This is a genomic window from Halobaculum sp. P14 (assembly GCF_051195155.1).
GTDB lineage: Archaea > Halobacteriota > Halobacteria > Halobacteriales > Haloferacaceae > JBNTKA01.
Window position 1 is genome coordinate 96,591 of sequence record NZ_JBNTKB010000003.1, and the last position, 23,546, is coordinate 120,136.

A 23,546-nucleotide genomic window follows, 5' to 3' on the forward strand; every position below is an offset into this window, starting at 1 on the left:
GCACGGCGGTCGGTTCGGCGGCGCCGCCGGGAACTGCACCCGAGGGCGGCCGCGGAGCGATGCGTCGGATTCGGTCGGCTCAGTCGGCCGCTGCGGCCGCGGAGACCCGGTCGGCGGCGTCCTCCAGCGCCCGCTCGGTGTACACCTCCAGAAGCTGCGCCCGGAAGTCGGCGGACGCCTGCAGGTCGTCCATCATCATCGCGGTGTCGAGGTCGTCGGTTGCGCGGCTCGCCGCGGCCGAAATCGCGTCGCCGTCCAGCCGCTCGCCGGCGAGCGCCTCTTCGACCGGGTGGAGCCTGACGCCGTGGTCCATCACGCCGTTCGCGCCGACGCGGACCCGGTCGACGGTGCCGCCGTCGGCGTGCAGCAGCACCGACACGCCGACCATCGGGTAGCCCGACGACGGGCTCGGCTTCTTCGCGTACGTCCCGACGGCGTCCGGTTCGGCCGGCACCTCGACGCGCGTCACGAGCTCGCTCGGCCCGAGGTCCGTCGCGTACATCCCGAAGAAGAACTCGTCGGCCGGGACGGTCCGCTCGCCGGTCGGGCCGGCGACGACGACGTCGGCGTCGGAGGTGAGCGCCGCGCCCGGCAGGTCCGACGCCGGGTCGGCGTGCGCGAGGTTGCCGCCGACGGTGCCGCGGTTCCGCACCTGCCGGTCGCCGACCTCCGCGACCGCAGCCGTCAGCGCCGGCGCCAGCTCGCGGGCGGCGTCCGCGTCCAGCAGGTCGCTGTACCGCGTCATCGCGCCGACGACGACGGTATCGCCGTCGGCCGAGACGCCGTGGAGCTCGTCGACGCCGCCGAGGTCGACGAGGACGTCCGGGCTGGACAGCCCCGTCTTCATCGCCGGGAGCAGGCTGTGTCCGCCCGCCAGCAGCTCGGTTTCCGCGTCCGCGTTCGCTTCGAGCAGGTCGATGGCCTCCTCGACCGACGCCGCCTCGTGGTAGTCGAACTCGTCGGGGAACATCAGCGCTCACCCCCGTCGTCCACGGCGGCATCCGGCGCGCCGTCCGCGTCTGCGTCGCCGTCGCGGTTCCGGTCGCGGTCTCCGTCGCGGTTCGGCTCGGTACCGCCGTCGGTCGCGGCGCTGCCGCCGGTCGCGTTCCAGACGGTTTCGGCGGTCATCGGCATCTCCAGGTGGTCGACGCCGAACGGCTCCAGCGCGTCCACGACGGCGTTCATCACGGCCTGCGGCGCCGCGATGGTGCCGGCCTCGCCGACGCCTTTCACGCCGAGCGGGTTGTGCGGGCTCTCCGTCACGGTCGACCCGGTGTCCATCTCCGGGATGTGCATTGCTTTCGGCACCGCGTAGTCCTGCATCGACCCGGTGAGCAACTGGGCGTTGGCGTCGTACTCGGCGCCCTCGTAAAGCGCCTGACCGACGCCCTGTGCGACGCCGCCGTGCACCTGCCCCTCCACGATTTTCGGGTTGATCTGGTTGCCGACGTCGTCGACGGCGACGTACTGCTCGAACTCGATTTCGCCGGACGCCGGGTCGACTTCGACGACCGCGACGTGCGTCCCGAACGGGAACACGAAGTTGTCGGGGTCGTAAAACGACGTGGCCTCCAGCCCCGGCTCCATGTCGTCGGGGATGTCGTGTGCGAGGTACGACTGCTCGGCGAGCGCCTTGATGCCGACCGACCGGTCGGGCGCGCCGGCGACGTGGAACTCGCCGGCGTCGAACTCGACGTCCGCCGGGTCGGCTTCGAGCTGGTGGGCGGCGAGTTCGCGCGCCTTCTCCACCAGTTTCTGCGAGCTCTTCACGAGCGCGCTGCCGCCGACCGCCGCCGACCGGGAGCCGTACGTCCCCATCCCCTGCGGGATTTCGTCGGTGTCGCCCTCGACGACCTCGACGTCCTCGTACGGAATCCCGAGCTCGTTCGCGACGATCTGGGCGTACGTCGTGCCGTGGCCCTGCCCGTGCCCGGAGGTGCCGCAGAACGCCGTCACCGTCCCGGACGGGTGGAACCGGACGAGGCTGGACTCCCACAGCCCGGCCTGCGCGCCGAGCTGCCCGGCGAGCTCCGACGGCGCCAGCCCGCACGCCTCGATGTAACAGGAGAAGCCGACGCCGAGGTAGCGGCCCTCCTCGCGCGCGTCGGCCTGCCGCTGCCGGAAGTCGTCGTAGCCGACCATCTCCAGCGCCTCGTCGAGCGGCTTCTCGTAGTCGCCGCTGTCGTACGAGACGGCGACCTGCGTGTCGTACGGGAAGGCGTCGTCCGGCACGAAGTTCTGCCGCCGGAACTCGGCCGGGTCCATGCCGACCTCGCGGGCGCCGAGGTGGGCGAGCCGCTCGATGAGGAACGACGCCTCCGGCCGGCCGGCGCCGCGGTAGGCGTCCACCGGCGGGACGTTCGTGTACGCGCCCGTCACCGAGCAGTGAATCGCCGGGATGTCGTACTGCCCGGAGAGCAGCGTCCCGTACAGGTACGTCGGGACGGCCGGCGCGAACGTCGACAGGTACGCGCCGAGGTTCGCCCTGGTGTCGACGCGGACGCCGGTGATGTTGCCGGCGTCGTCCATCGCGAGCTCCGCGAGCGTCCGGTGGCCGCGGCCCGGCGCGTCGGTCTTGTACGTCTCCGTCCGGGTCGCCGTCCACTTCACGGGCCGTTCGAGGTCCTTCGCGACCCACGCCACCAGCGCCTCGTCGGCGTAGTGGTGGATTTTGCTGCCGAACCCGCCGCCGACGTCCGGCGCCTTCACGCGGAGCTTGTGCTCCGGGTGGCCGATGACGCCCGACATCAGCAGCCGGTGGAGGTGCGGGTTCTGCGACGTCATGAACACGTCCAGTTCGTCCGTCCCGGGGTGGTAGTCCGCGACGGCGGCGCGCGGCTCCATCGCGTTCGCGATGAGCAACTGGTTCTCCAGGTCGAGGCTGACGGTGTGGGCGGCGTCGTCGAACGCCGCGTCGGTCTTCTCGTCGTCGCCGATTTCCCACTCGAAGGCGACGTTGCCCTCGGCGTCGTCGTGCAGCGTCGGCGCGTCGTCCGCGAGCGCGTCGTCCGGGTCGGCGACGGCGTCCAGCCGCTCGTAGTCGACGGCGACCGCGTCGGCGGCGTCGTGGGCGACGTACCGGTCCTCCGCGACGACGACGGCGACGGCGTCGCCCTGGTACCGGACGCGGTCGTCCGCGAGAATCGGGTGGTCGACCTGGCGGAGGCTGTCGAGCAGCCAGCCGACCGGCAGCGAGTACGACCCGCCGCTCGGCGTGTCCTCGCGGTGCAGGTCGTCGTGGGTGTAGACGGCGACGACGCCGTCCATCTCCTCGGCGGCCGTGGTGTCGACGTCGCGGAGGCGGGCGTGGCCGTACTGGCTGCGGAGCACCGCCATGTGGAGCATGCCGTCGAGCTGAATGTCGTCCGTGTACTCCGCGTCGCCGGTGACGAGCGCCGGGTCCTCGCGGCGCTCGATGGCCGACCCGAGGATGTCCGCGGCGTCGACGTCGTCCGGGTCGATGGAGTCGATGCTCACCGCTCGTCACCTCCGTCCGGCCACCGCACTTCGCCGCCGTCAGCGACCGCGCCGCCGTCCATCGACTCCGCGGCGTTCTCCACCGCGTTGACGATGTTCTGGTAGCCGGTGCAGCGGCAGAGATTCCCCTCCAGTCCCTCTCGAATCTCCTCGCGGGTCGGGTCGGGGTTCTCCGCGAGCAGGTCCGTCGCGGCCATCATCATCCCGGGGGTGCAGTAGCCGCACTGCAGACCGTGCTCCTCCTGGAACCCGGTCTGAATCGGGTGGAAGTCGTCCCGGCCTCCGAGCCCTTCGACGGTTTCGACGGTGCCGCCGTCCGCCTGCACCGCCAGCACCGTACAGGACTTGACGGCTTCGCCGTCCAGGTGGACGGTGCAGGCGCCACAGAGGCTGCTCTCGCAGCCGACGTTCGTGCCGGTGTAGCCGAGTTCGTCCCGGAGGGCGTGCACCAGCAGGGTTCGCGATTCGACCGTGAGTTCGTGCTCCGTCTCGTTGACCGTGAGCGTGATGTCGTGTTCAGTCATGGCTGTGAGTCGTTGTTCGACCGGCCGAGCACCCTGTCGACGATGCCGCGGCCGCCGCCCGATTCGTCCGCCCCGTCCCCCTCGCCGTCGCCGGCCGCGTCGTCTCCGTCGGCGCCGTCCGCGTCTCCGTCGCCCGCGTCGCCGGCGGCGGCCTCGGGGTCGCGGAGGTCGTGCAGTTCGTCCTGTACCGACGAGAAGAACCGCTTCACCACCCGGTTCGCGACCGGGTTGACGACGCGCTGACCCATCTGGGCGACCTTCCCGAACACCTCGGCGTCGGTCTCCCAGTCGACGTCGACGCCGCCGTCGGCTGCCGCGAGCGTCATCCCCGACGACAGCTCGAACGAGCTGTTGCTGGACGAGCCCTCGCCGGACGCTGACATCTCCGGGAACTCGCGGCGGTCGACGGTGACGACCGTCTCGAACGTCGGGTTGATGGGGCCGACGCTGAGCTGCAACAGCGCGGCGTAGTGGCCGCCCTCCTCGAAGGCGCGCTCCTCGATGACGGCCGGGTCGGCGGTCGGCGCGACGGTCCTGTCTGCGGTCTCCTCGCGCAGCGCGTCGAAGTCGACGTCCGTGTCGTCGACGCGGACGAGGAACTGGCAGCCGGGAAGCGCGCGCTCTATCAGCACCGGGTCCGACAGGGCGAGCCACACGTCCTCGGGCGTCGTCTCGTCGAGGTGGAATGTTCCGCTGAAGTTCATGGTCTGTGGTTCGTGCTACCCTCCGACACACTACAATGATATTATGTAATCATAGTTCTTTGCATACTAGGGATGCCAACTAACCTGCGGAAGCCGAACAGGCCCCGCGCCGCCCGCACCGACCGGGCCGAGTCGAACCGCACCGCAGCGCCCGTCGACAGGCCGCCATGAACCGCTCCCCGGGCGTCTCGACCCGACTCGGCGCGCGCCGCGAACCGTCCCACTGCGAGGCGTCGCCGTGACCGACACTGACACAGACACCGACCTCCCCGTCTACGACGCCGAACGGATTCCGACGCCGGACCGGTCGGGAGACGCCGCGCCGTCGGTCGTCGGGGTGCTGCTCGCCGCAGGGACGAGCAGCCGCTTCGGCGACGCGAACAAGCTCCTCGCAGAACTCGACGGCCGGCCGCTCGTCCGACACGCCGCACGGACGCTGCTCGACGCGGACCTCGCGGCCGTCGTCGCCGTCGTCGGCTGGGAAGCCGGCGCCGTCCGCGACGCGCTCGGCGACGCCGCAGTTCGCGTCGTCGAGAACCCCGACTACGCCGACGGACTCGCCAGCAGCGTCGCCCGCGGCGTCGAGGCCGCCGCCGACCTCGACGCGGACGCCGCGGTGTTCCTCCCGGGAGACATGCCGACCGTGGCCTCCTCGACCGTCCGGCGACTCGTCGACGCGTACCGGGCGGACGTCGGGACGGCGCTCGCCGCCGCCCACGACGGCGTTCGCGGGAACCCGGTGCTGTTCGACCGTGCGCACTTCGATTCGCTCCGCCGCGTCGACGGCGACGTCGGCGGCCGCGCCGTCCTCCGCGGCAGCGACGCGGCGGCGCTCGTCGACGTCGGGGACGCCGGGGTCGTCGTCGACGTCGACACGCCGCAGGACCTCACGCGCGCGGCTGACGCCGACCGGGACGCGGAGACGAACGGGTGAGTCCCCGGAACCGCGGAAAAACGGCCGAGTTACGGTTTCTGTGGCGAATCGGGCTGGAGCGTGGCGCCGATGACGGTGCTCAGGCCCCGCCGGAGCCGCTCGTTCAGCGCCTGGTCCGAGACGCCGAGTTCCTCGGCGAGTTCCGCGAGCGTGATCTTCCGCGGCACCTCGAAGTAGCCCTCGTCGTACGCGCGGACGAGGAGGCTGTGTTGGGCCTCCGTCAGGTCGCTGGTGTCGACCGAGTGCGGCTCGATGGGGTTGAACAGCCCCTCGACCGTGACGTCGATGCCGCGTTCCCGGCAGGCGGTGTGAAACGACGAGAGGGCGTGCGCGTCGGGGAACCGGAGCTGGAACAGCCACGAGTCGGCGTCGCCGTTGGCGTCCTGCAGCACCGCGTCGTGCTCTACGATGGTCTGGACGAACGTGTCGACGGACCGGTCCCACTCGACCCGGTAGAGGGTTCTGTCGTCGAGTTCGTCGACCGCCTCGAACGTCGACAGCGCCGGTTCGGACGTGAGGACGGCCTCGAACTCCGACCGGCCCTCGCCGACCACCCAGAAGTACGGAATGGTCGTGTCACCCGTCGGAATCATCTTCTCGAGTTCGATGGAGAGCCCGGCGGTTTGCGTCAGGGCTTTCCCGAGGATGAACTCCTCGGCCGCCACCGAGAACTCGGCGATGACGCTCACCCTCACACCCCCGTTCGCGTGTAACTGCAGAAACTCGTGTCCGTCATCAGTGTGGATACGGTAGGAGGGGAATTCGGGTAACCGTTTGGTTGGGTATCAAAGCCCTTTAAACAGAAAATCCGCGGCAGGGCGCCGGGGGCGAGCCGCGGTTGCCGACCCGCGAACCACCCGGCGGCGCGGAGCGGCCGGTCGGGTCAGTCGTCGTCGTATTCGACCCTGGAAATCTGGACGTCCCAGTGGAAGTCGCCGTTCCCGTCGATGGAGCACTTCCAGCCACCCTCGATGTTCGTGCCGTTCCTGTAGGCGCGTTCGATGAGTCGCGTCAGTGCGTCTTCGAAGCCGGAGTCGCCGCTGAAGTCGGGTACGTCGGACATGAATGTCTCCTGGACCGAGAATACAGGAACCAGGTTCCGGGTCGAAGCCGGGGGGTCAACGTCTGCGGTCGACCAGCGAATCCAAGGCGATTTCACCTCCACGTGGGCTTGTATCTCTTGCCGTGATAACACGTCCCGCCCGGAAAGGTCTACTGTTTTTTAACGCCCCTCGATACCGAGGCAACTGGGCCGGCCCGACGCGCCACGTCGCCACTGCGGACCGCCGGACGACGCGGGGAAACAGTTCCGTCCCTCGCGGTTCACCTCGCCAGGGCGGGTCCCGGAACGCGGCGGTGGTCAGCCCGCCGAGTCACCGGTCCGGGGACAACGAATATGCCCCGAGCGAACGACCGGGACCACGTGAGCTCCGCAGCAACCGGGCCTGATTCGACGGACCGACTCCTCCGGCTGGCAGTCATCGCGCTCGGCGTCGTCGTCCTGGCGCCGCTGCTGCTGATGGCGGTCACGATGCCGATGATGGGAATGATGAGCTGGGGCTGGAGCGGCATGATGAACGGCGGCATGATGAACGGCGGCATGATGGGCGGCGGAATGACTGGGGCGTCGCCGCTGTGGGGACTCGGCGTACTCGTCGTCTGGGTGCTCCTGCTCGCCGGACTCGGCTACGCGCTCTACCGCGGCTTCGCCGGCCTGCGGACCGGGACCGGCCGGGACCGCGCGCTGGAGGAACTCCGACTCGCGTACGCCCGCGGCGACCTGACGGACGAGGAGTTCGAGGAGCGACGCGAGCGGCTTCGCGACGACCGGTAGCCACCCAGCCTGCGCTCCGACGGCTCACTCGTCCGTGCTTCCTGCTGCGAGCGACGACCACCACACAGCCCGTCTCAGAAAATTGTTCTTCTATCACGTTATATTATCAGAAAAGAGTAAAACAAAGCGAATAGATATGTATCGCCAGGCATAAAATCTCCATTTTGCCTCTAAACAAGATATTATCGAGCATATAGCAAAATTCGGAGAATAATTACGGCTCCAGCATTAATTCCTCCTCCTTATTGAAGATCAGACTTTTATTATGTATTCTGAGTAGTGAGCCGGTCGAGATATGGATACACGCGGCAAACTGCCCACAAAATCCCGATTTAGCGATTACTGTCTCTGTCCGCTATTAATGATAAAAAGAATGGGTATATTCCAATGCTTAATTATTGTTGTCATATGGGTTGCGGGGTGGAACTGCTGGGCTATCTCTTCGCTCCCACCGCTGGAATCGCCACAACGTTTTATGTACCGCTGTGAGCATCTGCGGCCATGACGGTTCTGACAGCGGTCGACGGGGAGACGATTCCGAGCAAGCCGGTCCGGGAGGGGCAGACGCTCGCAGACCAGTTCGGCGAGGAGCACGTCGTGGTCCACGTCATGCCCCAGGACGTCTTCGACGACTTCCGAGAGTCGACCGGTGAGCGGCCGCCCAAGTATCCGTTTCAGTCCTCGGCGTCGTACGGCGGCAGCGACCGGGGCGGGCAGTCACACGCCGCCGGGAGTGACGGCTACTCCATCGACGACGGCGAACGGCACGCCGCCGGCGTTGCGCGCGACGTCGTCCGAGGGACGCTCGACGCCGACGGTGCGGTGACGCTGCAGGGCCGCGTCGGCGAGCCAGTCGAGGAACTCCTCGCGGAGGCCGAACGCCGGGACGCCCGCTATCTCGTCATCGGCGGCCGCAAACGCACCCCCGTCGGGAAAGCCGTCTTCGGAAGCACCACGCAGTCCGTCCTGCTCACGGCGGACCAGCCGGTGCTGACGGTGATGTCGGAGTAGCCGACCGACCGACCGCATCACCCCGTGCGGCGAGTGTCTGCGGCGTCACCTACTTATCGCCGCGCCGAATCCGGGTGCGTATGGGCGCAGACCGGAACCACGACGACGAACTGCTCGACCCGTCGTTCGAACACGTCATGGACCTCGACATCGAGGTCGCCGACCCGATCGAGATCGGCGAGACCGGCGACGGGCAGCGACGCATCATCGAAATCACGAGCGGCACCGTCTCGGGTCGCGTCGACGGCGAAATCCTGCCCGGCGGCGCGGACTACCAGCTGTACCGAACCGAGCGGCCCACCGAACTCGTCGCGAAGTACGCCTTCGAGACGGACGACGGCGCCCGCGTCTACGTCGAGAACCGCGGCATCCGCTGGGCGCCGCCGACGGTCAGCGAACGCATCCGCGACGGCGAGTCGGTCGACCCGGCGGAGGTGTACTTCCGGTCCGTCCCGGAGTTCGAGACGGCCGACCCGGACCTGCAGTGGCTCACGCGCAGCATCTTCGTCGCGACCGGCGTCCGCCAGCCGAACGGCGTGAAACTCGCCGTCTTCCGCGTCGCCTGAGCCGACACCGTCCCGCCGACTGCCGCGCTGGCCGCGAACCCGGCGACCGCGGCGCGGCAGACGCGGACGACCGGCAGGCATAAACGAGGCGGGCGAGACGTGTGCGTCATGGCAACGGACACCACGACGCGGTTCGCGTCGGCGCTCGAAACCGCGGGCGTCGAGTGCACGCGGACCGAGACGGCCGGGTTCGAGTCGGCGCTGGCCGACGCCGTCGAGGGGACGGCAGTCGGCGCGCCGCTCGGCATCGACGGCGTCTCGCTCGACGGCACCGCGGTGACGACGCCGCCCACGCCGCGGCTCCTCCAGGAGGCGGACACCGGCGTCACCCGCGTCGGCGGCGGCGTCGCGGAACACGGCTCGTTCCTGATTCAGTCGGACGCCGCCGGCACCGAACCGGTGAGCCTCTACCCGCGGAAACACGTCGGCGTCGTCCGCGCGAGCGACGTCCACGACACGCTCGACGACGCGCTGACGTGGCTCGGCTCGGAGTTCCGCGCCGGCCGCGACTCCGCAATCGTCGCCACCGGAGTGAGCGCGACCGCGGACATGGGGGAACTGGTCGAGGGCGTGCACGGCCCGCAGGCCGTTCACGCGCTCGTGCTCACGGACCGCTAACCATGAGCGGAAGCAAAGACCGGCGGGCGAAGGCCGACCGCATCCGACACCTGCTGGACACCGAAGGCGACGCCGTCTTCGCGAACGCGACCCACATCAACCAGGGGCGCTACGAGGCGAACGCCCGCCGCGACGACATCGAAGAACTCCGCGCTGAGTCCCGCCGCATCAAGGAGGACGCCATCGAGCGGCTCCCCGAACTCATCGAGACGGTCCGCGACAGCGTCGAGGCGAACGGCGGCGAAGTGTACCTCGCGGACGACGCCGCCGACGCGAACCGCTACATCACGGAGGTCGTGGAGGCGCGCGGCGCCGACTCGGTCGCGAAGTCGAAGTCGATGACGACCGAGGAGATCGAGGTGAACGACGCGCTCGAAGCCGCCGGCGTCGACGTCACCGAGACGGACCTCGGCGAGTTCGTGCTGCAGGTCGCCGACGAAGCGCCGTCGCACCTCGTCGGCCCGGCGTTCCACAAGTCGCGCGAGGAGATCGCGGACCTGTTCAACGCCCACTTCGACACCGACGAGCCGCTGCGGACCGCCGAGGACCTCACGCAGTTCGCGCGCGACCACGTCGGCGAACGCATCCGCGAGGCCGACGTCGGCATGACCGGCGCGAACTTCGTGGCCGCCGAGTCCGGCTCCATCGCGCTCGTCACGAACGAGGGGAACGCCCGGAAGTGCGCCGTCACGACCGACACGCACGTCGCGGTCGCCGGCGTCGAGAAACTGATTCCGAGCGTCGAGGACCTCCCGGCGTTCGCCGAACTCATCGCGAAGGCCGGCGGCGGACAGGACGTCGCGACGTACCTGTCGGTGTTGACGCCGCCGGTCGACTCGCCGACCATCGACTTCGACGCGCCCGACGAACCGCTCTCCGGCGGCGGCGACGACCGCGAGTTCCACCTGGTGCTGCTCGACAACGGCCGGATGGAGATGCGCGACGACGACGACCTCCGCGAGACGCTGTACTGCATCCGGTGTGGCGCCTGCGCGAACTCCTGTGCGAACTTCCAGCACGTCGGCGGCCACGCGTTCGGCGGCGAGACGTACACCGGCGGCATCGCGACCGGCTGGGAGGCCGGCGTCCACGGCCTCGACTCGGCGGCCGAGTTCAACGACCTCTGTACGGGCTGTTCGCGCTGCGTCGACGCCTGCCCCGTCAAGATCGACATCCCGTGGATAAACACGGTCGTCCGCGACCGCGTGAACCGCGGCGCCGACCCGGACCGGTTCGACTCGCTCGTCGAGGGCCTCACCCCCGACGACGACCCCGGCGGCGTGGACCCGCAGAAGCGGCTGTTCGGGAACTTCGGGACGCTCGCCCGCCTCGGCAGCGCCACCGCGCCGGTGTCCAACTGGGTCGCCGACCTCGGCCCGGTGCGCGCCGCGGTGGACCGGCTGCTCGGCGTCGACCGCCGCCGCGACCTCCCGTCGTTCCGGCGGGAGACGCTCCGCGACTGGTTCGCCGGCCGCGACGCGGACGCCGGGTCGGCCCCGGCCGATGGACCGGACCGCTCCGTCGTGCTGTACCCGGACGCGTACACGAACTACGTCCTCGTCGACCGCGGGAAGGCCGCCGTGCGGACCTTGGAGGCGCTCGGCGTCGACGTCGAACTCGCGCCGTGTCACGAGAGCGGCCGCGCACCGCTGTCACAAGGTATGATAGAAACGGCGCGGGCGAACGCCGTCCGCGTCGCCGACTCGCTCGACCCGTACCTCGACGACGGCCGGGACGTCGTCGTCGTCGAACCGTCGGACCTCGCCGCGTTCCGACGCGAGTACGACCGGCTGCTCCCCGCCGACCGCGCCGACCGAATCGCGGACAACAGCTACGAGGTCATGGAGTACGTGTTCGGCCTGCTGGAGAACGGCGCGGACGCGTCCGCGCTGACCGGCGGCGGCGCCGTCGCCTACCACAGTCACTGCCAGCAACGAACGCTCGGGCTCGACGCGCACACCGAGGCCGTCCTGACCGAACTCGGCTTCGACGTCGTCACGTCGGACGTGGAGTGCTGCGGCATGGCGGGGTCGTTCGGCTACAAGTCCGAGTACTACGAACTCAGCGTCGACGTCGGCGAGACGCTGCGCGACCAGTTCGTCGACGCCGGCGTCGACGACCGCGAACTGGTGGCGAGCGGCGCGTCGTGTCACGAACAGCTCGGCGCGCTGTTCCCGCGGGACGCCACCCACCCGGTCGAACTCGTCGCGCCGAAGTAGTTCCTCGCGCCCGACCGCCAGGCCACCGCGGTCGGACCCCGCTGGTCGCCGCAGACCGAGCCGGCGGTCGTCGCGGCGGCGGCCGATTACCTCCGTACCGTCTCCTCCGCTGCACTGCGCTGACAGGTCGGTCTGTCCTGAACAAACCTTTTTCTCGTCGCCGCCGTCGGGGTACTCGGAGAACTCGCGCTCGATCTTCCCGTAGTTGAATCGGTTCCCCGTCGACGCCGGGAAGAACGCGCTCAGGTTCTGTTTCACGCCGGTGCCGCCCCAGCCGCTCTTCTGGAACTTCGTCTTCCACGGCTCGGGCATGTACGGCGCGACCTGCTCGAACGTGTCGGCGTAGTGCCAGTCGCAGTCCACCACCAGGCTGTCGGCTGGGTCGATCATCGGCGGACCAGCTCCGGGTTTCCAACTGCCATGAATGACCGTACCAAACTGTCTATAATAAACCTTTGCCCAGGACCGAGGAGCGGCCCGGAGGCTGCCGGATTCGCCGGGCTGAGCGGCGGCTCCGCCACCCCCGACTTTATTACCGGCTACGCACAACAGGTCGTCCGTCGAATGAGCGATAGACCGTCAACCGACCCGACCCCTCCCGACCCGGGGAGTGGCGGCGAGGCGCAGTACCTCACGCAGGCTGACCTCGACGTCCCGACTCACCAGATCGTCGCCGCGGACGGGAGCTACGACGAGGACGCAGTCCCCGACCTCACCGACGAGGAGTTCCGAGACCTGTACCGCTGGATGGTGACCGACCGCGTGTTCAGCCGCCGCATGGTGAGCATCCAGCGGCGCGGCGAACTCGGCACGTTCGGCTCGACCCGCGGCCAGGAAGCGAGCATCATCGGCAGCGCGTTCACGCTGCAACCGGACGACTGGCTGTTCGTCGGCCGCGCCTGGACCCCGTTTTTCATGCGGGGCGTCCCGATGAAGGACATGATCCTGTTCTGGCGCGGCATCGAGGAGGGCCAGCAGTCGTTCGCCGAGCACAACTCTCAGGTCGCCATCTCCATCGGCTCGCACCTCCCGCTGGTGTCCGGCCTCGCCTGGGGAATGGACGTCGCCGGCGACGACGCCGTCGCCACCGCCTACCTCGGCGACGGCGCGACCAGCACCGGTGCGGCCCACGAGGCGCTGAACCTCGCGAGCGCGCTCGGCCTCCCGGCGCTGTTCTTCTGTCAGAACAACCAGTACGCCATCTCGATGCCGTTCGACCAGCAGACCGGGTCGGACACCATCGCCCAGAAGGCGCTCGCGTACGGCATGGACGCCATCCGCGTCGACGGCCAGGACGTCCTCGCCGTCTACGACGCCGTCTCGCGGGCCCGCGACCGGGTCCGCGACGGCGACCCGGTGTTCGTCGAGTCCGTGACGTACCGGCTGGACGCACACACCACCAGCGACGACCCGACGCGGTACCGCAGCGACGAGGAGGTCCAGCAGTGGGAGCAGCAAGACCCCATCGAGCGCTACCGCGAGTTCCTGAAAGCCGAGGGGCTGTGGGACGACATCGACCACGACGCGGTCGTCGAGGACATCGAAGCCGAGTTCGACGCGGCGCTCGACGCCGCAAACGAGTTCGCCGAGCGGAGCGTCGCTGAGCTGTTCGCGTACGTGTACGCGGAGATGCCGCCGGAGCTCCGCCGGCAGCTCGAGGAGTTCGAAGACCTCCTCGACCGGCGACCCGAGATGGACGACTACATCGAACAGCGACCCAAGGGATGACCATGCAGGCTACTATCGTGGAGGCGGTCAACGACGCATTGCACACCGAGATGGCGGCCGACGAGCGCGTGCTCGTCTTCGGCGAGGACGTCGCCCGCAGCGGCGGCGTGTTCCGCGCCACCGACGAGCTGCTCGAGGAGTTCGGCGAGGACAGAGTCGTCGACACGCCGCTTTCGGAGATCGCCATCGTCGGCGGCGCCGTCGGCCTCGCGATGTACGGCTTCCGGCCGGTCGCCGAAATCCAGTTCTCCGGCTTCCTGCCGCCGGCGTTCGACCAGCTCGTCACGAACGCCAGCCGAATCCGGTGGCGCACCCGCGGGGAGCTGTCCGCGCCGATGGTCGTCCGGATGCCGTACGGCGCCGGGGTCCGCGCGCTCGAACACCACTCCGAGAGCCTCGAAGGCGCCTACTCGCACATCCCCGGGCTCAAAATCGCGATTCCGAGCACGCCACACGACACGAAGGGGATGCTGCTGAGCGCCATCCGCGACCCGGACCCGGTGCTGTTCATGGAGCCGAAACGCATCTACCGGTCGTTCCGCGAGGAGGTCCCGGAGGAGGACTACGAGGTCCCGCTCGGGGAAGCGGCGGTCCGCGAAGAGGGGAGCGACGTCACGGTCGTCTCGTGGGGGGCGATGATGCCGCCGACGCTGGAGGCGGTCGAGGAGCTCGACGCCGACGCCGAGGTCATCGACCTCCGGACCATCTCGCCGATGGACACGGAGACGGTCGTCGAGTCCGTGAAGAAGACCGGCCGCGCCGTCGTCGTCCACGAGGGCGCGCGCAGCGGCGGCGTCGGCGCCGACGTCGTCGCCCGCATCAACGACGAGGCGCTGATGTACCTCGAAGCCCCCGTCGAGCGGGTCACCGGCTTCGACACCCCGGTTCCGCTGCTGTCGATGGAGGACTACTACTTCCCGCATCCGCCGCGCATCCTCGACGGCATCGAACGCGCGCTCTCCGTCTGACCGCGCCCGATTTTCTGCGACGACGCGTCGCCGTCAGGGAAACACTGAAAGGGCGTTGCGTCGAGTGTGACTGCATGGCCGAGCGAACGTTCGAGCTGCCGGACCTCGGTGAGGGCATCGCCGAGGGGGAGCTCGTCTCGTGGACCGTACAGCCCGGGGAGCGCGTCGAGGAGGACCAGGTCATCGCGGAGGTCGAAACCGACAAGGCGCTCGTCGAGGTGCCGAGTCCGTACGACGGCACCGTCGTCGAACTGCACGCCGCGGAGGGCGAGATGGTTCCGGTCGACTCCGTCATCGTGACGTTCGACGTCGACGGCGCGGAACCGGCGGCGGACACCGACGCCCCGAGCCAGGATGGAGCGGAGGAGACCGACCGGAACTCGGCGGCGCAGTCGGCGGCCGCCGAGCCGGATGAAGACGAGGCCGATGGGGCAGCGTCGTCGGCTTCGAGCGAGTCAGCCGCGGCAGAATCGCCGGGCGGCCGGGTGTTCGCGTCACCGAGCACTCGGTCGCTCGCGCGGGAACTCGGCGTCGACCTCGACGCCGTCGCCGGCTCCGGACCGGGCGGTCGGGTCAGCGCCGCAGACGTGCGTGCCGCCGCGGATTCAGCGGCGGACGAACCGGACGAGGAGCCGCCCGAGCCCAGGTCCGTCTCCGGCGGCGAACCCGCGGTCTCCGAACGCGACGCGGCCGGAGACGCCGAACCGACGCCCGAACCCGTCGAGAGCGATGGGGCAGCGCGCGACCGGACGCTGGCGATGCCGGCGACGCGGCGGCGCGCCGCGGAGGCCGGCGTCGACATCAACGACGTCCCGGCGAGCGAGGCGCGCGACGGCGAGGCGTTCGTGACGCCGGCGGACGTCGAGGCGTACGTCGAGTCGGCGGCCGAGGCGGCGGACGACGAATCGGCGGCGTCGAACGAGGCGACGTCGTCTCCGGCTGCTGCGGAGGAAGGCGGCGCTGTCGCCGGTGCTGCCGACGCCGCCGGGACTCCAGACGCGGAGGCTACGCCGTCGACGGGCGGTGAGGCGTCCGGCGAGCGCGTCCCGTACAAGGGCGTCCGCCGAGCCATCGGCGAACAGATGGCGCGGTCGAAGTACACCGCGCCGCACGTCTCCCACCACGACCGGCTCGACGCCGCCGAACTCGTCGAACTCCGCGAGGAACTGGCCGCCGTCGCCGCCGAGGAGGACGTGAAACTGACGTATCTGCCGTTCGTCGTGAAGGCGGTGACGGCGGCGCTCGAACAGTTCCCGTACCTCAACTCCAGCCTCGACGAGACGGCCGACGAGATCGTGCTCCACGACGAGTACAACGTCGGCATCGCGGTCGCCACGGACGCCGGCCTGATGGTTCCCGTCGTGAAACACGCCGACAGGAAGGGTCTGAAGCAGCTCGCCGTCGAAATCGACGACCTGGCGACGCGGGCGCGGAACCGCGAACTCTCACCCGACGAGATGCAGGGCGGGACGTTCACCATCACGAACATCGGCGCCATCGGCGGAGAGTACTCCTCACCCATCATCAACCACCCCGAAGCCGCGATTCTGGCGATGGGCCCCGTCGAAAAGCGGCCGTGGGTCGTGGACGACGAGGTCGTCGCCCGCGAGACGATGACGCTGTCGATGTCCGTCGACCACCGCCTCGTCGACGGCGCCGAAGCGGCTCAGTTCTCGAACCGCATCAAGGAGCTGCTCAGCGACCCGACGCGGCTCCTCCTCGAATAGCGACCGTCGCCGCTGACGCCGCTGCGGCTCGGTCTCCGCGGACGACGCAGTCCCCCGCGGACGCTCCTGTCTGCCGCGCCGCGGTTGAGCGGCTATCGGGCGACCATCCGGCCGCCGTCGGTGGACGCTGCACGAACGGATGGACTTTTGCCGGGGGAGCGCGACGGAGCGTCCATGGTAATGGGTGACATCGCGACCGGGACGGACGTGCTCGTCATCGGCGGCGGTCCCGGCGGCTACGTGGCCGCTATCCGCGCGGCCCAGCGCGGACTCGCAACGACGCTCGTCGAGCGGGACGCCTACGGCGGCACCTGCTTGAACCACGGCTGCATCCCGTCGAAGGCGTTCATCACGGCCGCCGACGTCGCACACGACGCCGGCGGCGCCGAGGAGATGGGCGTTCACGCCGACCCGGTCGTCGACGCCTCGGCGATGGCCGACTGGAAGGACGGCGTCGTCGACGAACTCACCGGCGGCGTCGAGACGCTGTGCGAGGCGAACGGCGTCGACCTCATCGACGGCACCGCGGCGTTCGAAGACGAACACACTGCCCGCATCGCCCACGGCGGCGAAGGGCAGGGGATGGAGACCGTCGAGTTCGAACACGCGGTCGTCGCGACCGGGTCGCGCCCCCTGTCGATTCCGGGATTCGACTTCGCTGACGACCCTGTGTGGTCCTCGCGGAACGCCCTGTCGACCGACGACGTCCCGGACCGGCTCGTCGTCGTCGGCGCCGGCTACATCGGGATGGAGCTGTCGACGACGTTCGCGAAACTCGGCGCCGACGTCACGGTCGTCGAACTGCTCGACGACGTCCTCCCCGGCTACGAAGACGACCTGTCCGGCGTGGTTCGCCGCCGCGCGGAGCGTCTCGGTATCGACTTCAACTTCGGGGAGAGCGCCGCCGAATGGACCGGCGGCGCCGACGGCATCACCGTCCGGACGGAAACCGAGGACGGCGAGGAGTCCGCGTACGACGCCGACCGCGTGCTCGTCGCCGTCGGCCGCGAGCCGGTGACCGACACGCTCGAACTGGAGTCGGTCGGCCTGACTCCCGACGACGACGGGTTCCTCGCCACGGACGAGCAGATGCGGACGGCCCTCGACCACGTCTTCGCGGTGGGCGACGTCGCCGGCGAACCGATGCTGGCGCACAAAGCGAGCGCGGAAGGCATCGTCGCCGCCGAAGCCGCCGCCGGCGAACCTGTCGCGTTCGACCACCGAGCGATCCCAGCCGCCGTGTTCACCGACCCCGAAATCGGGACCGTCGGCCTCACGGAGGCCGAGGCCGCCGACCAGGGGTTCGACCCGGTCGTCGGCGAGACGCCGCTCCGCGCGAACGGCCGGGCGCTGACGCTGAACGACACCGACGGCTTCGTCCGCGTCGTCGCGGAGGCCGACGCCGGCTTCCTGCTCGGCGCGCAGATCGTCGCCCCCGAGGCGTCCGAACTCGTCGCGGAGGCCGCCCTCGCCATCGAGATGGGCGCCACGCTCGAAGACGTCGCGGGCACCGTCCACACCCACCCGACGCTGTCGGAGGCCGTCGTCGAAGCCGCAGAGCACGCCCGGGGCGAAGCCATCCACACCCGCAATCGGTAATCACCTCGACCGCTCGGCCGACGACCGCCTTCCTGCCGCGGGCACACGAAGGGTATGCGAGGAGTTATCTGGCCGCACGGACAGACAGTGGCTATGTCGCGAGAAGGACCGATTCGACGCGTCGCGATTCACGACTGGGGAACCCATCCGTGCCCGCCGCGGGAACTGCAACGGCTGCTCGACCGGACGGCGGGAATCGACTGCGAGTTCACGGTGCGGGACGCCGACACACTCGCCGACTGCGACGCCGTCGTCACCCTGTTCCACCACGACGAGTTCCTCGAGGAGGTCGAGTGGGTGCACAACGTCCGGTCGGGCTACGACGACTTCCCGCTCGACGCGTACCGCGACGCCGGCGTCACGATGACTAACAGCACCGGCGTCGCCGGCGACCTCGTCGGCGAAACCGCGGTGACGTTCATGCTGACGTTCGCGAAGGGGCTCCACCGGTTCCGCGACCAGCAGAACACGACCACGTGGCGCCGGCTCCCCGTCGACCGGCCGTTCGAACTGGGAACGGCCGAAGCGTGCGTCGTCGGCCTCGGCGAACTGGGCGGCAGCGTCGTTTCCCGCGCCGGCGTGCTCGGGATGGACGTCGTCGGCGTCGACGTCCGCCCGGTTTCGAACCTCGGACTGGACCGCGTCTACGACGTGAACCGGCTGACGGACGCGGTGGGCGACGCCAGGTTCGTCGTGCTCACGACGCCGCTGACCGACCAGACCGAGGGGCTGGTCGGGCGAGACGTGTTCGAGGCGATGCGTGACGACGCCTACCTCGTGAACGTCAGCCGCGGCGAAGTCGTCGACCAGGACGCGCTGGTCGACGCGCTGAAGAACGACGAAATCGCCGGGGCGGCGCTGGACGTCTTCCACGAGGAACCGCTTCCCGGGGACTCGCCGCTGTGGGAGCTGGACGACGTCGTCGTGACGCCACACGCCGCCGCACAGGCCGACAACTACGGCGACAAGATCGCCGACCTCGTGGAAACGAACGTCGCGCGGCTCAACGACGGTCAAGAGCCCTGGAACCGGGTCGTGTAGGCTGCCCCGGCGTCAGTCGTTTCGTCCACTCCTTCCACTACCCGTACGCCGTCGAACGGTCCGCACAGTCTTGGTACTCAGACACGCACGCTCCGGGCCTCGACTCCTTCGTCGCCCCGCAGCGGCCGCTCCGGATATAGCGAACGACACTTCGTACATCTCGAACACCTGAAGTTCGATATCAGCAACTCCGGACGGATGTTCGCGAACGACGAACAGATGCCGGACGCACACCGTTCGAACTCCCGTGGTCCTCCGGGTTGCTCCCGGCTGATATCGGCCGATACGGGGGCGGTTCTCCCGTTCCGAGCGTACGCTCCCAACCCCGTCTATGGTATTACAAATCTAATGTTGTAATACTCGCGGCTCGCCCCCGTGTCGGTCGCGAGGCGCGTCGAACGACGCTCGGAGCCGACTGACAATCGACAAACTGTGGGGCCATGTGGCACGAAACGCAGCGGTCCGGATTCTGGTCGGTTCGAGTCGACGCGGACACACCGACGCGGGCGTTCTCTTTCACCCGCGTTCGGCTCTCACGAACACGCCGGGCTCGGAGGGGAATCGGCTTCGGGACGGAAGAGCGGCTCGCTGGCGGTCGTCGCGCGTCAGGAGTGGGTCTGATTGAGTTCGATGATGTTCGCGGCGTGGCGGAGCTGCGGGAGGATGTCCGTCTCGATGCGGTCGTCGTCCATCCGGCTGGTCGGTCCGGAGACGCTGACCGCGCCCGTGATGCGGTCGTCGCTCAGAATCGGGACCGCCACGCACCGCAGTCCCTTGATGCGCTCCTCGCGGTCGTACGCGACGCCCTGCTGGCGGATTTCAGCCAGCTCCGCCTCCAGTTCGTCCCGGTCCGTGACGGTCCGCTCGGTCTTCCGCTCGAGCCCGTGTCGGTCGATGATTTCGTCGACGCGGTCGTCCGGCAGGTGGGCGAGAACGGTCTTCCCGAGCGCAGTCGTGTGGAGACGGACGCTCTGGCCGGTGTACGAGTCCAGGCTCACCGCGTCTTCGCCCTGCGCGCGGCACAGGAAGATGCCGAGCCCGTGCTCTTCGACGAGCAGATTGGCGTGTTCGCCCGTGTTCTCGGCGACCGTCTCCAGCTCCGGGCGGGCGACGTCGTACAGCTGCTCTCGCGTTCGGGCGTACGCGCCGAGGTCGAGGAACCGAAGGCCGACCTCGTACTGCTGGCCGCTCTTGACGAGGTACCCCTCGTGTTCGAGCGTCTGCAGGTAGTTGTGGGCGCTGCTCTTCGGCATGTCGAGGTGAGCGGAGAGCTCCGTGACGTTCGCCCCGTCGAGCTCCTTCAGCGCCTCGATGACTCTGAAGGTCGTCTGCGCGGTCTTCACCGGCGACGCCAGCTCCGTGGTGTGTGTGTCCATACCGCCCGACACGGCGTTCGGCGTAAAGTAGTTGTTGTTCACCATAACCGGATCTAAGTTCAGTTGAGGCGGACTCAGACACGGCGGGACACTTAACTAAAAACTGATAGTTGAAAAAACTTTAGAAATACAAAACTTTGGCTATACTCTCAATAGAATAGTAGTATTTAAACTAATCACTCTTTTTAGTGCGTCTATAATGGCGTATAGCAGGTAATACTGGATAATAAAAAATCTTCTAGTTCTGATCCAGTATCCGAAAAATGATACTCATAACGGCATCTCGACTTGACGAGGAAATCTACTGAACACGGATAATAACGCCAGTAACTCTTTTTGACAGAGGCTCACAGAGATAGGTGCCCGGTAGATGAAAGAATAACTACGGAAATTGGTTTTTACTTATTCGATGATTATTTCTCGCCCCGGCCGCTATCCGTGCGGAGCGTACGTCCCGGTGAGCCGCGCCTGTTCCACGACGTGACCTTCGATGGCGTCGGTGAGTTCCGGTTTGCCCGCGGAGCGGGGGAGGTCGAGCGTCGTGTCGAGCGCGAACAGCGTGAAGCGGTAGGTGTGTTCGCGGTCCGGCGGCGCCGGGCCGCCGTAGCCGCGCTCGTCGAAGTCGTTGACGCCCTCCGTGGCGCCGCCGCCCGGCGACCAGTCTTCCGGGATGTCGGCGTCCGGCGGGACGTTCCAGACGACCCAGTGCACCCAGATTTTCCCGGCGGGCTCCTGGGCGTCCGGGTCGTCCACGAGCAGCGCGAGCGACGCCGCGTCGTCGGGGACGCCGGAGACGGTCAGCGGCGGATTGACGTCGTCGGCGCCGCGGCCGTACCTGTCGGGAATCGACTCGCCGTCGTCGAACGCGGGACTGGTGAGTGTGAGGTCGTCCATGGCGTGTCCGCCGGAGTTTCCCGGCGGTCGCGGCGTCGACCGCCGCGGACAAAAGCGCGGTGTCCGTTTCGGCTCGGCTCGCCGCCGGTTCGTCGTCGCGCGGACGCCCTACTCCCCGTCGTCGGTGTCGGCGCCCTCGTCCGTCTCTTCGGTGACGGCGCGGACGACGAACACCGGGCCGAGCGCCTCGGTGGCGACGCGGGCTTCGAGTTCACCGAACACCCACTCGGAGAGCGTCGGCTTCGGCTCGCCCATCACGACCGCGTCGAAGTCGACGGCGGCCTCCGCGATGGCGTCGACGGGGCTGCCGGACGGCCCGGTCTCCGTGGTGAGCTGCGGCGGGGAGAGCCCGGCGTCCGCGAGCGCCGACTCGATTTCGTCCGGCGTCAGCGACTCGTCGAGGCCGAACACCGTCACGTCGATGTCGCGGCCGCCGACGAGCTCCGCGACGAACGCGGCGACCCGGTCGACGTCCGCCTGCCCGACGAGCGGGACGAGCAGCCGGTCGACGTCCATCGCCGCTCCGGGGTGGACGACGGCGTCGACGGCTTCCTCCGCGGCGATGCGTCCGATTGTCTGTTCGGCCTCGCCGGTGTACACCATCCGGGTGTCGGCGGTCGCGCCGGCCGCCTCGAACGCCGCGCGAACGTCGTCGAGTTTCGCCTGCGCGCGGTCGTCGAACTGGTCGCGGGCCGCCTCCGGCGGCGTCTGGTCCGGTACCTCGTAGTAGCCGAGCACCAGCACGTGCGTCGGCGACAGGAACTCGAACAGCCCCGCGGCGACCGATTCGTCTTCGAGCACGCGGAGCGGCAGCAGGACGGTTGCGGTCATCTAGAGTACCCCCTTGAGCGTGACGTCACGGGCGTAGTAGTAATACCATCCGGCCGCGGCCACCATCAGCACGGCGCCGATGACCTGTGAGGCGGGCTGCATGAACGCGATCAGCCCGAAACTCGCGACGGCGCCGGCGCCGGCGACGAGCGGGTACGCCGGCACCCGGAAGTCCGGGTCGTACCACTCCGGCGTCCGGCGGCGCAGCGCGACGAGCGCGACGCAGATGAGTCCGTACATCACGAGGTGGAGGAACGACGCCACCTCCGCGAGCACGGCCGTGCGGCCCGACGCGACCAGCAGCAACACCGGGACGCCGGCCAGCATGAGCGCCACGTGCGGCGTCCCGTAGGTGAGGTTCACCTCGCCGGCCTTCTTCGGGAGCAGCGCGTCGCGGCTCAGCGCGAAGACGGCGCGCGAGGAGGACATGATGGACGCGTTCGCGCTCGAAACGGTGGCGAGCAGCCCGGCGACGAGGATGGCGACGACGCCCGGCACCCCGAAGAACGTCTCCGCGACCTCGACCATCGCAGTCTCCTCGAACCCGGCGAGGGTCGCGCTCGGGTAGGCGCTGGTCGCGACGAAGATGGTGGCGACGTAAAAGACGGTGACGATGAGTACGGAGCCGACCATCGCCACCGGGAGGTTCCGGCCGGGCTTTTTGATTTCGCCGGCGACCGTGGCGACCTGCGCGAACCCGAGGTACGACGTGAACACCAGCGCGGCGGTCGTGATTATCGGCGTCGTGCCGAACGGCGCGAACGTCTCCGGCGCCGACGACCGGCCGAACACGCCGAGTGCGTCGAGCCCGCCGTAGCCGAGGAACACCGACAGGATGACGAGCAGCAGTGCGACGACGCCGTTCTGGAGTTTCGCGGTGTTCTCGGTGCCGGTGAAACTCATCCCGGTGAGAGCGGCGCCGAAGACGAAGCCCAGCGCGGTCGTCGGCGGTACCGGCCACGACAGCGCGATTCCGACGCGCGCCAGCAGCTCAACCGCGTAACTTCCGAAGCCGACGAGGTAGAACGCGGAGGCGAACACTAGGCCGAGCCAGAGGCTGATGCCGACGACGGTGCCGGCGAGCGAGCCGAGCGCCCGCGAGATGAAGTAGTACCCGCCGCCGCTCCGCGGCATCGCGGTCGCCAGCTCCGACGCCGGCAGCGCGACGAGCAGCGCCACCAGCCCGCCGATGGCGTACGACGCGGCGGCGGCCGGCCCGGCTTTCCCGGCGGCGATTCCGGGGAACACGAAGATGCCGGCGCCGATCATCGTCCCGACGCCGATGGCCAGCCCGCCGACCAGCCCGATGGTCCGTTCGAGCTGGACGCCGCCCTCGTGGACGGTCGCCTCGTCCGTCGTCTCTCCCACCTCGTCGCTGCTCGGCCGTTCCCCGCTCCGGTTCACGCCGGTTGGCTGCGGGGGGGCGTCTGAGGCACCCATCTGTCGCCCCGTCAGCCGGCAGATGCAAAGGCGCTGGGGGCGACGCGGCCGGACG

The 23,546-nt window shown here is 69.0% G+C and carries 22 protein-coding genes; 12 read left to right on the top strand and 10 right to left on the bottom strand.

The annotated features are described in order from the left end of the window. Positions 1–79: 79 nt before the first annotated feature. Genes ACQUS7_RS07550 through ACQUS7_RS07565 form a run of 4 tightly spaced genes read right to left on the bottom strand, consistent with a single transcriptional unit; the run spans position 80 to position 4,705 of the window. Positions 80–970 carry an FAD binding domain-containing protein gene (locus ACQUS7_RS07550; RefSeq protein WP_435125660.1) on the bottom strand — a complete coding sequence of 297 codons (891 nt, stop codon included), beginning with the start codon at positions 968–970 and terminating at the stop codon, positions 80–82. Continuing rightward, positions 970–3,477, bottom strand: coding sequence for a xanthine dehydrogenase family protein molybdopterin-binding subunit (locus tag ACQUS7_RS07555; protein WP_435146056.1), 2,508 nt, complete (start codon positions 3,475–3,477; stop codon positions 970–972). The genes ACQUS7_RS07550 and ACQUS7_RS07555 overlap by 1 nt, the downstream gene beginning before the upstream one ends. Continuing rightward, complete coding sequence (locus tag ACQUS7_RS07560) at positions 3,474–4,001, bottom strand: (2Fe-2S)-binding protein (RefSeq protein ID WP_435125665.1); 528 nt, start codon at positions 3,999–4,001, stop codon at positions 3,474–3,476. Before ACQUS7_RS07560 ends, ACQUS7_RS07555 begins: the two co-directional genes overlap by 4 nt. Continuing rightward, positions 3,998–4,705 (bottom strand): CoxG family protein, encoded by a 708-nt coding sequence (locus tag ACQUS7_RS07565; RefSeq protein WP_435146059.1) that lies wholly within the window; start codon positions 4,703–4,705, stop codon positions 3,998–4,000. The genes ACQUS7_RS07560 and ACQUS7_RS07565 overlap by 4 nt, the downstream gene beginning before the upstream one ends. A gap of 238 nt (positions 4,706–4,943) precedes the next feature. Here ACQUS7_RS07565 and ACQUS7_RS07570 point away from each other — a divergent pair, with 238 nt between their 5' ends. Beyond that, complete coding sequence (locus ACQUS7_RS07570) at positions 4,944–5,639, top strand: nucleotidyltransferase family protein (protein ID WP_435146061.1); 696 nt, start codon at positions 4,944–4,946, stop codon at positions 5,637–5,639. A gap of 29 nt (positions 5,640–5,668) precedes the next feature. Here ACQUS7_RS07570 and ACQUS7_RS07575 read toward each other — a convergent pair whose 3' ends face one another. Together ACQUS7_RS07575 and ACQUS7_RS07580 are read right to left on the bottom strand one after the other, a co-directional pair. Continuing rightward, on the bottom strand, positions 5,669–6,334 hold the full coding sequence (locus ACQUS7_RS07575) for a bacterio-opsin activator domain-containing protein (protein ID WP_435146063.1): 666 nt from the start codon (positions 6,332–6,334) through the stop codon (positions 5,669–5,671). 188 nt (positions 6,335–6,522) lie between these two features. Then, positions 6,523–6,702, bottom strand: coding sequence for a hypothetical protein (locus ACQUS7_RS07580; RefSeq protein ID WP_435146065.1), 180 nt, complete (start codon positions 6,700–6,702; stop codon positions 6,523–6,525). 360 nt (positions 6,703–7,062) lie between these two features. On the opposite strand from ACQUS7_RS07580, the gene ACQUS7_RS07585 reads away from it, so the two are divergent. The 11 genes from ACQUS7_RS07585 to ACQUS7_RS07635 all read left to right on the top strand — a co-directional run bounded on the left by ACQUS7_RS07585 (position 7,063) and on the right by ACQUS7_RS07635 (position 18,950). After that, on the top strand, positions 7,063–7,473 hold the full coding sequence (locus ACQUS7_RS07585) for an SHOCT domain-containing protein (protein WP_435146067.1): 411 nt from the start codon (positions 7,063–7,065) through the stop codon (positions 7,471–7,473). A gap of 501 nt (positions 7,474–7,974) precedes the next feature. Continuing rightward, positions 7,975–8,484 carry a universal stress protein gene (locus ACQUS7_RS07590; RefSeq protein ID WP_435125682.1) on the top strand — a complete coding sequence of 170 codons (510 nt, stop codon included), beginning with the start codon at positions 7,975–7,977 and terminating at the stop codon, positions 8,482–8,484. A gap of 80 nt (positions 8,485–8,564) precedes the next feature. Then, positions 8,565–9,050, top strand: a complete 486-nt coding sequence (locus ACQUS7_RS07595; RefSeq protein WP_435146069.1) for a DUF3237 domain-containing protein — start codon at positions 8,565–8,567, stop codon at positions 9,048–9,050. Positions 9,051–9,158: 108 nt separating this feature from the next. Continuing rightward, positions 9,159–9,668 carry an LUD domain-containing protein gene (locus tag ACQUS7_RS07600; protein WP_435146071.1) on the top strand — a complete coding sequence of 170 codons (510 nt, stop codon included), beginning with the start codon at positions 9,159–9,161 and terminating at the stop codon, positions 9,666–9,668. A 2-nt stretch (positions 9,669–9,670) separates the two neighbouring features. Beyond that, positions 9,671–11,887, top strand: coding sequence for an LUD domain-containing protein (locus tag ACQUS7_RS07605; RefSeq protein WP_435146073.1), 2,217 nt, complete (start codon positions 9,671–9,673; stop codon positions 11,885–11,887). A gap of 205 nt (positions 11,888–12,092) precedes the next feature. Then, a complete protein-coding gene (locus ACQUS7_RS07610; protein WP_435146075.1) occupies positions 12,093–12,233 on the top strand; it encodes a hypothetical protein in 141 nt (46 codons plus the stop codon). A gap of 218 nt (positions 12,234–12,451) precedes the next feature. Then, the gene (locus ACQUS7_RS07615; RefSeq protein WP_435125693.1) at positions 12,452–13,615 is read left to right on the top strand and encodes a thiamine pyrophosphate-dependent enzyme; all 1,164 of its coding nucleotides are present in this window, start codon (positions 12,452–12,454) and stop codon (positions 13,613–13,615) included. A 2-nt stretch (positions 13,616–13,617) separates the two neighbouring features. Continuing rightward, positions 13,618–14,583 (top strand): alpha-ketoacid dehydrogenase subunit beta, encoded by a 966-nt coding sequence (locus ACQUS7_RS07620; RefSeq protein WP_435125696.1) that lies wholly within the window; start codon positions 13,618–13,620, stop codon positions 14,581–14,583. 74 nt (positions 14,584–14,657) lie between these two features. Next, the gene (locus ACQUS7_RS07625) at positions 14,658–16,310 is read left to right on the top strand and encodes a 2-oxo acid dehydrogenase subunit E2 (RefSeq protein ID WP_435146078.1); all 1,653 of its coding nucleotides are present in this window, start codon (positions 14,658–14,660) and stop codon (positions 16,308–16,310) included. A 174-nt stretch (positions 16,311–16,484) separates the two neighbouring features. Continuing rightward, a complete protein-coding gene (lpdA, locus tag ACQUS7_RS07630; protein ID WP_435146080.1) occupies positions 16,485–17,909 on the top strand; it encodes a dihydrolipoyl dehydrogenase in 1,425 nt (474 codons plus the stop codon). 93 nt (positions 17,910–18,002) lie between these two features. Next, positions 18,003–18,950 carry an NAD(P)-dependent oxidoreductase gene (locus tag ACQUS7_RS07635; protein WP_435146082.1) on the top strand — a complete coding sequence of 316 codons (948 nt, stop codon included), beginning with the start codon at positions 18,003–18,005 and terminating at the stop codon, positions 18,948–18,950. Positions 18,951–19,555: 605 nt separating this feature from the next. Here ACQUS7_RS07635 and ACQUS7_RS07640 read toward each other — a convergent pair. The 4 genes from ACQUS7_RS07640 to ACQUS7_RS07655 form a co-directional block, all read right to left on the bottom strand. After that, positions 19,556–20,326 (bottom strand): IclR family transcriptional regulator, encoded by a 771-nt coding sequence (locus tag ACQUS7_RS07640; RefSeq protein ID WP_435125707.1) that lies wholly within the window; start codon positions 20,324–20,326, stop codon positions 19,556–19,558. A gap of 432 nt (positions 20,327–20,758) precedes the next feature. Further along, on the bottom strand, positions 20,759–21,220 hold the full coding sequence (locus ACQUS7_RS07645; protein ID WP_435125710.1) for a YbhB/YbcL family Raf kinase inhibitor-like protein: 462 nt from the start codon (positions 21,218–21,220) through the stop codon (positions 20,759–20,761). 108 nt (positions 21,221–21,328) lie between these two features. Further along, a complete protein-coding gene (locus ACQUS7_RS07650) occupies positions 21,329–22,051 on the bottom strand; it encodes a universal stress protein (RefSeq protein ID WP_435146084.1) in 723 nt (240 codons plus the stop codon). Next, on the bottom strand, positions 22,052–23,491 hold the full coding sequence (locus ACQUS7_RS07655) for an APC family permease (RefSeq protein WP_435146086.1): 1,440 nt from the start codon (positions 23,489–23,491) through the stop codon (positions 22,052–22,054). It lies immediately after the preceding gene. Positions 23,492–23,546: the final 55 nt, after the last annotated feature.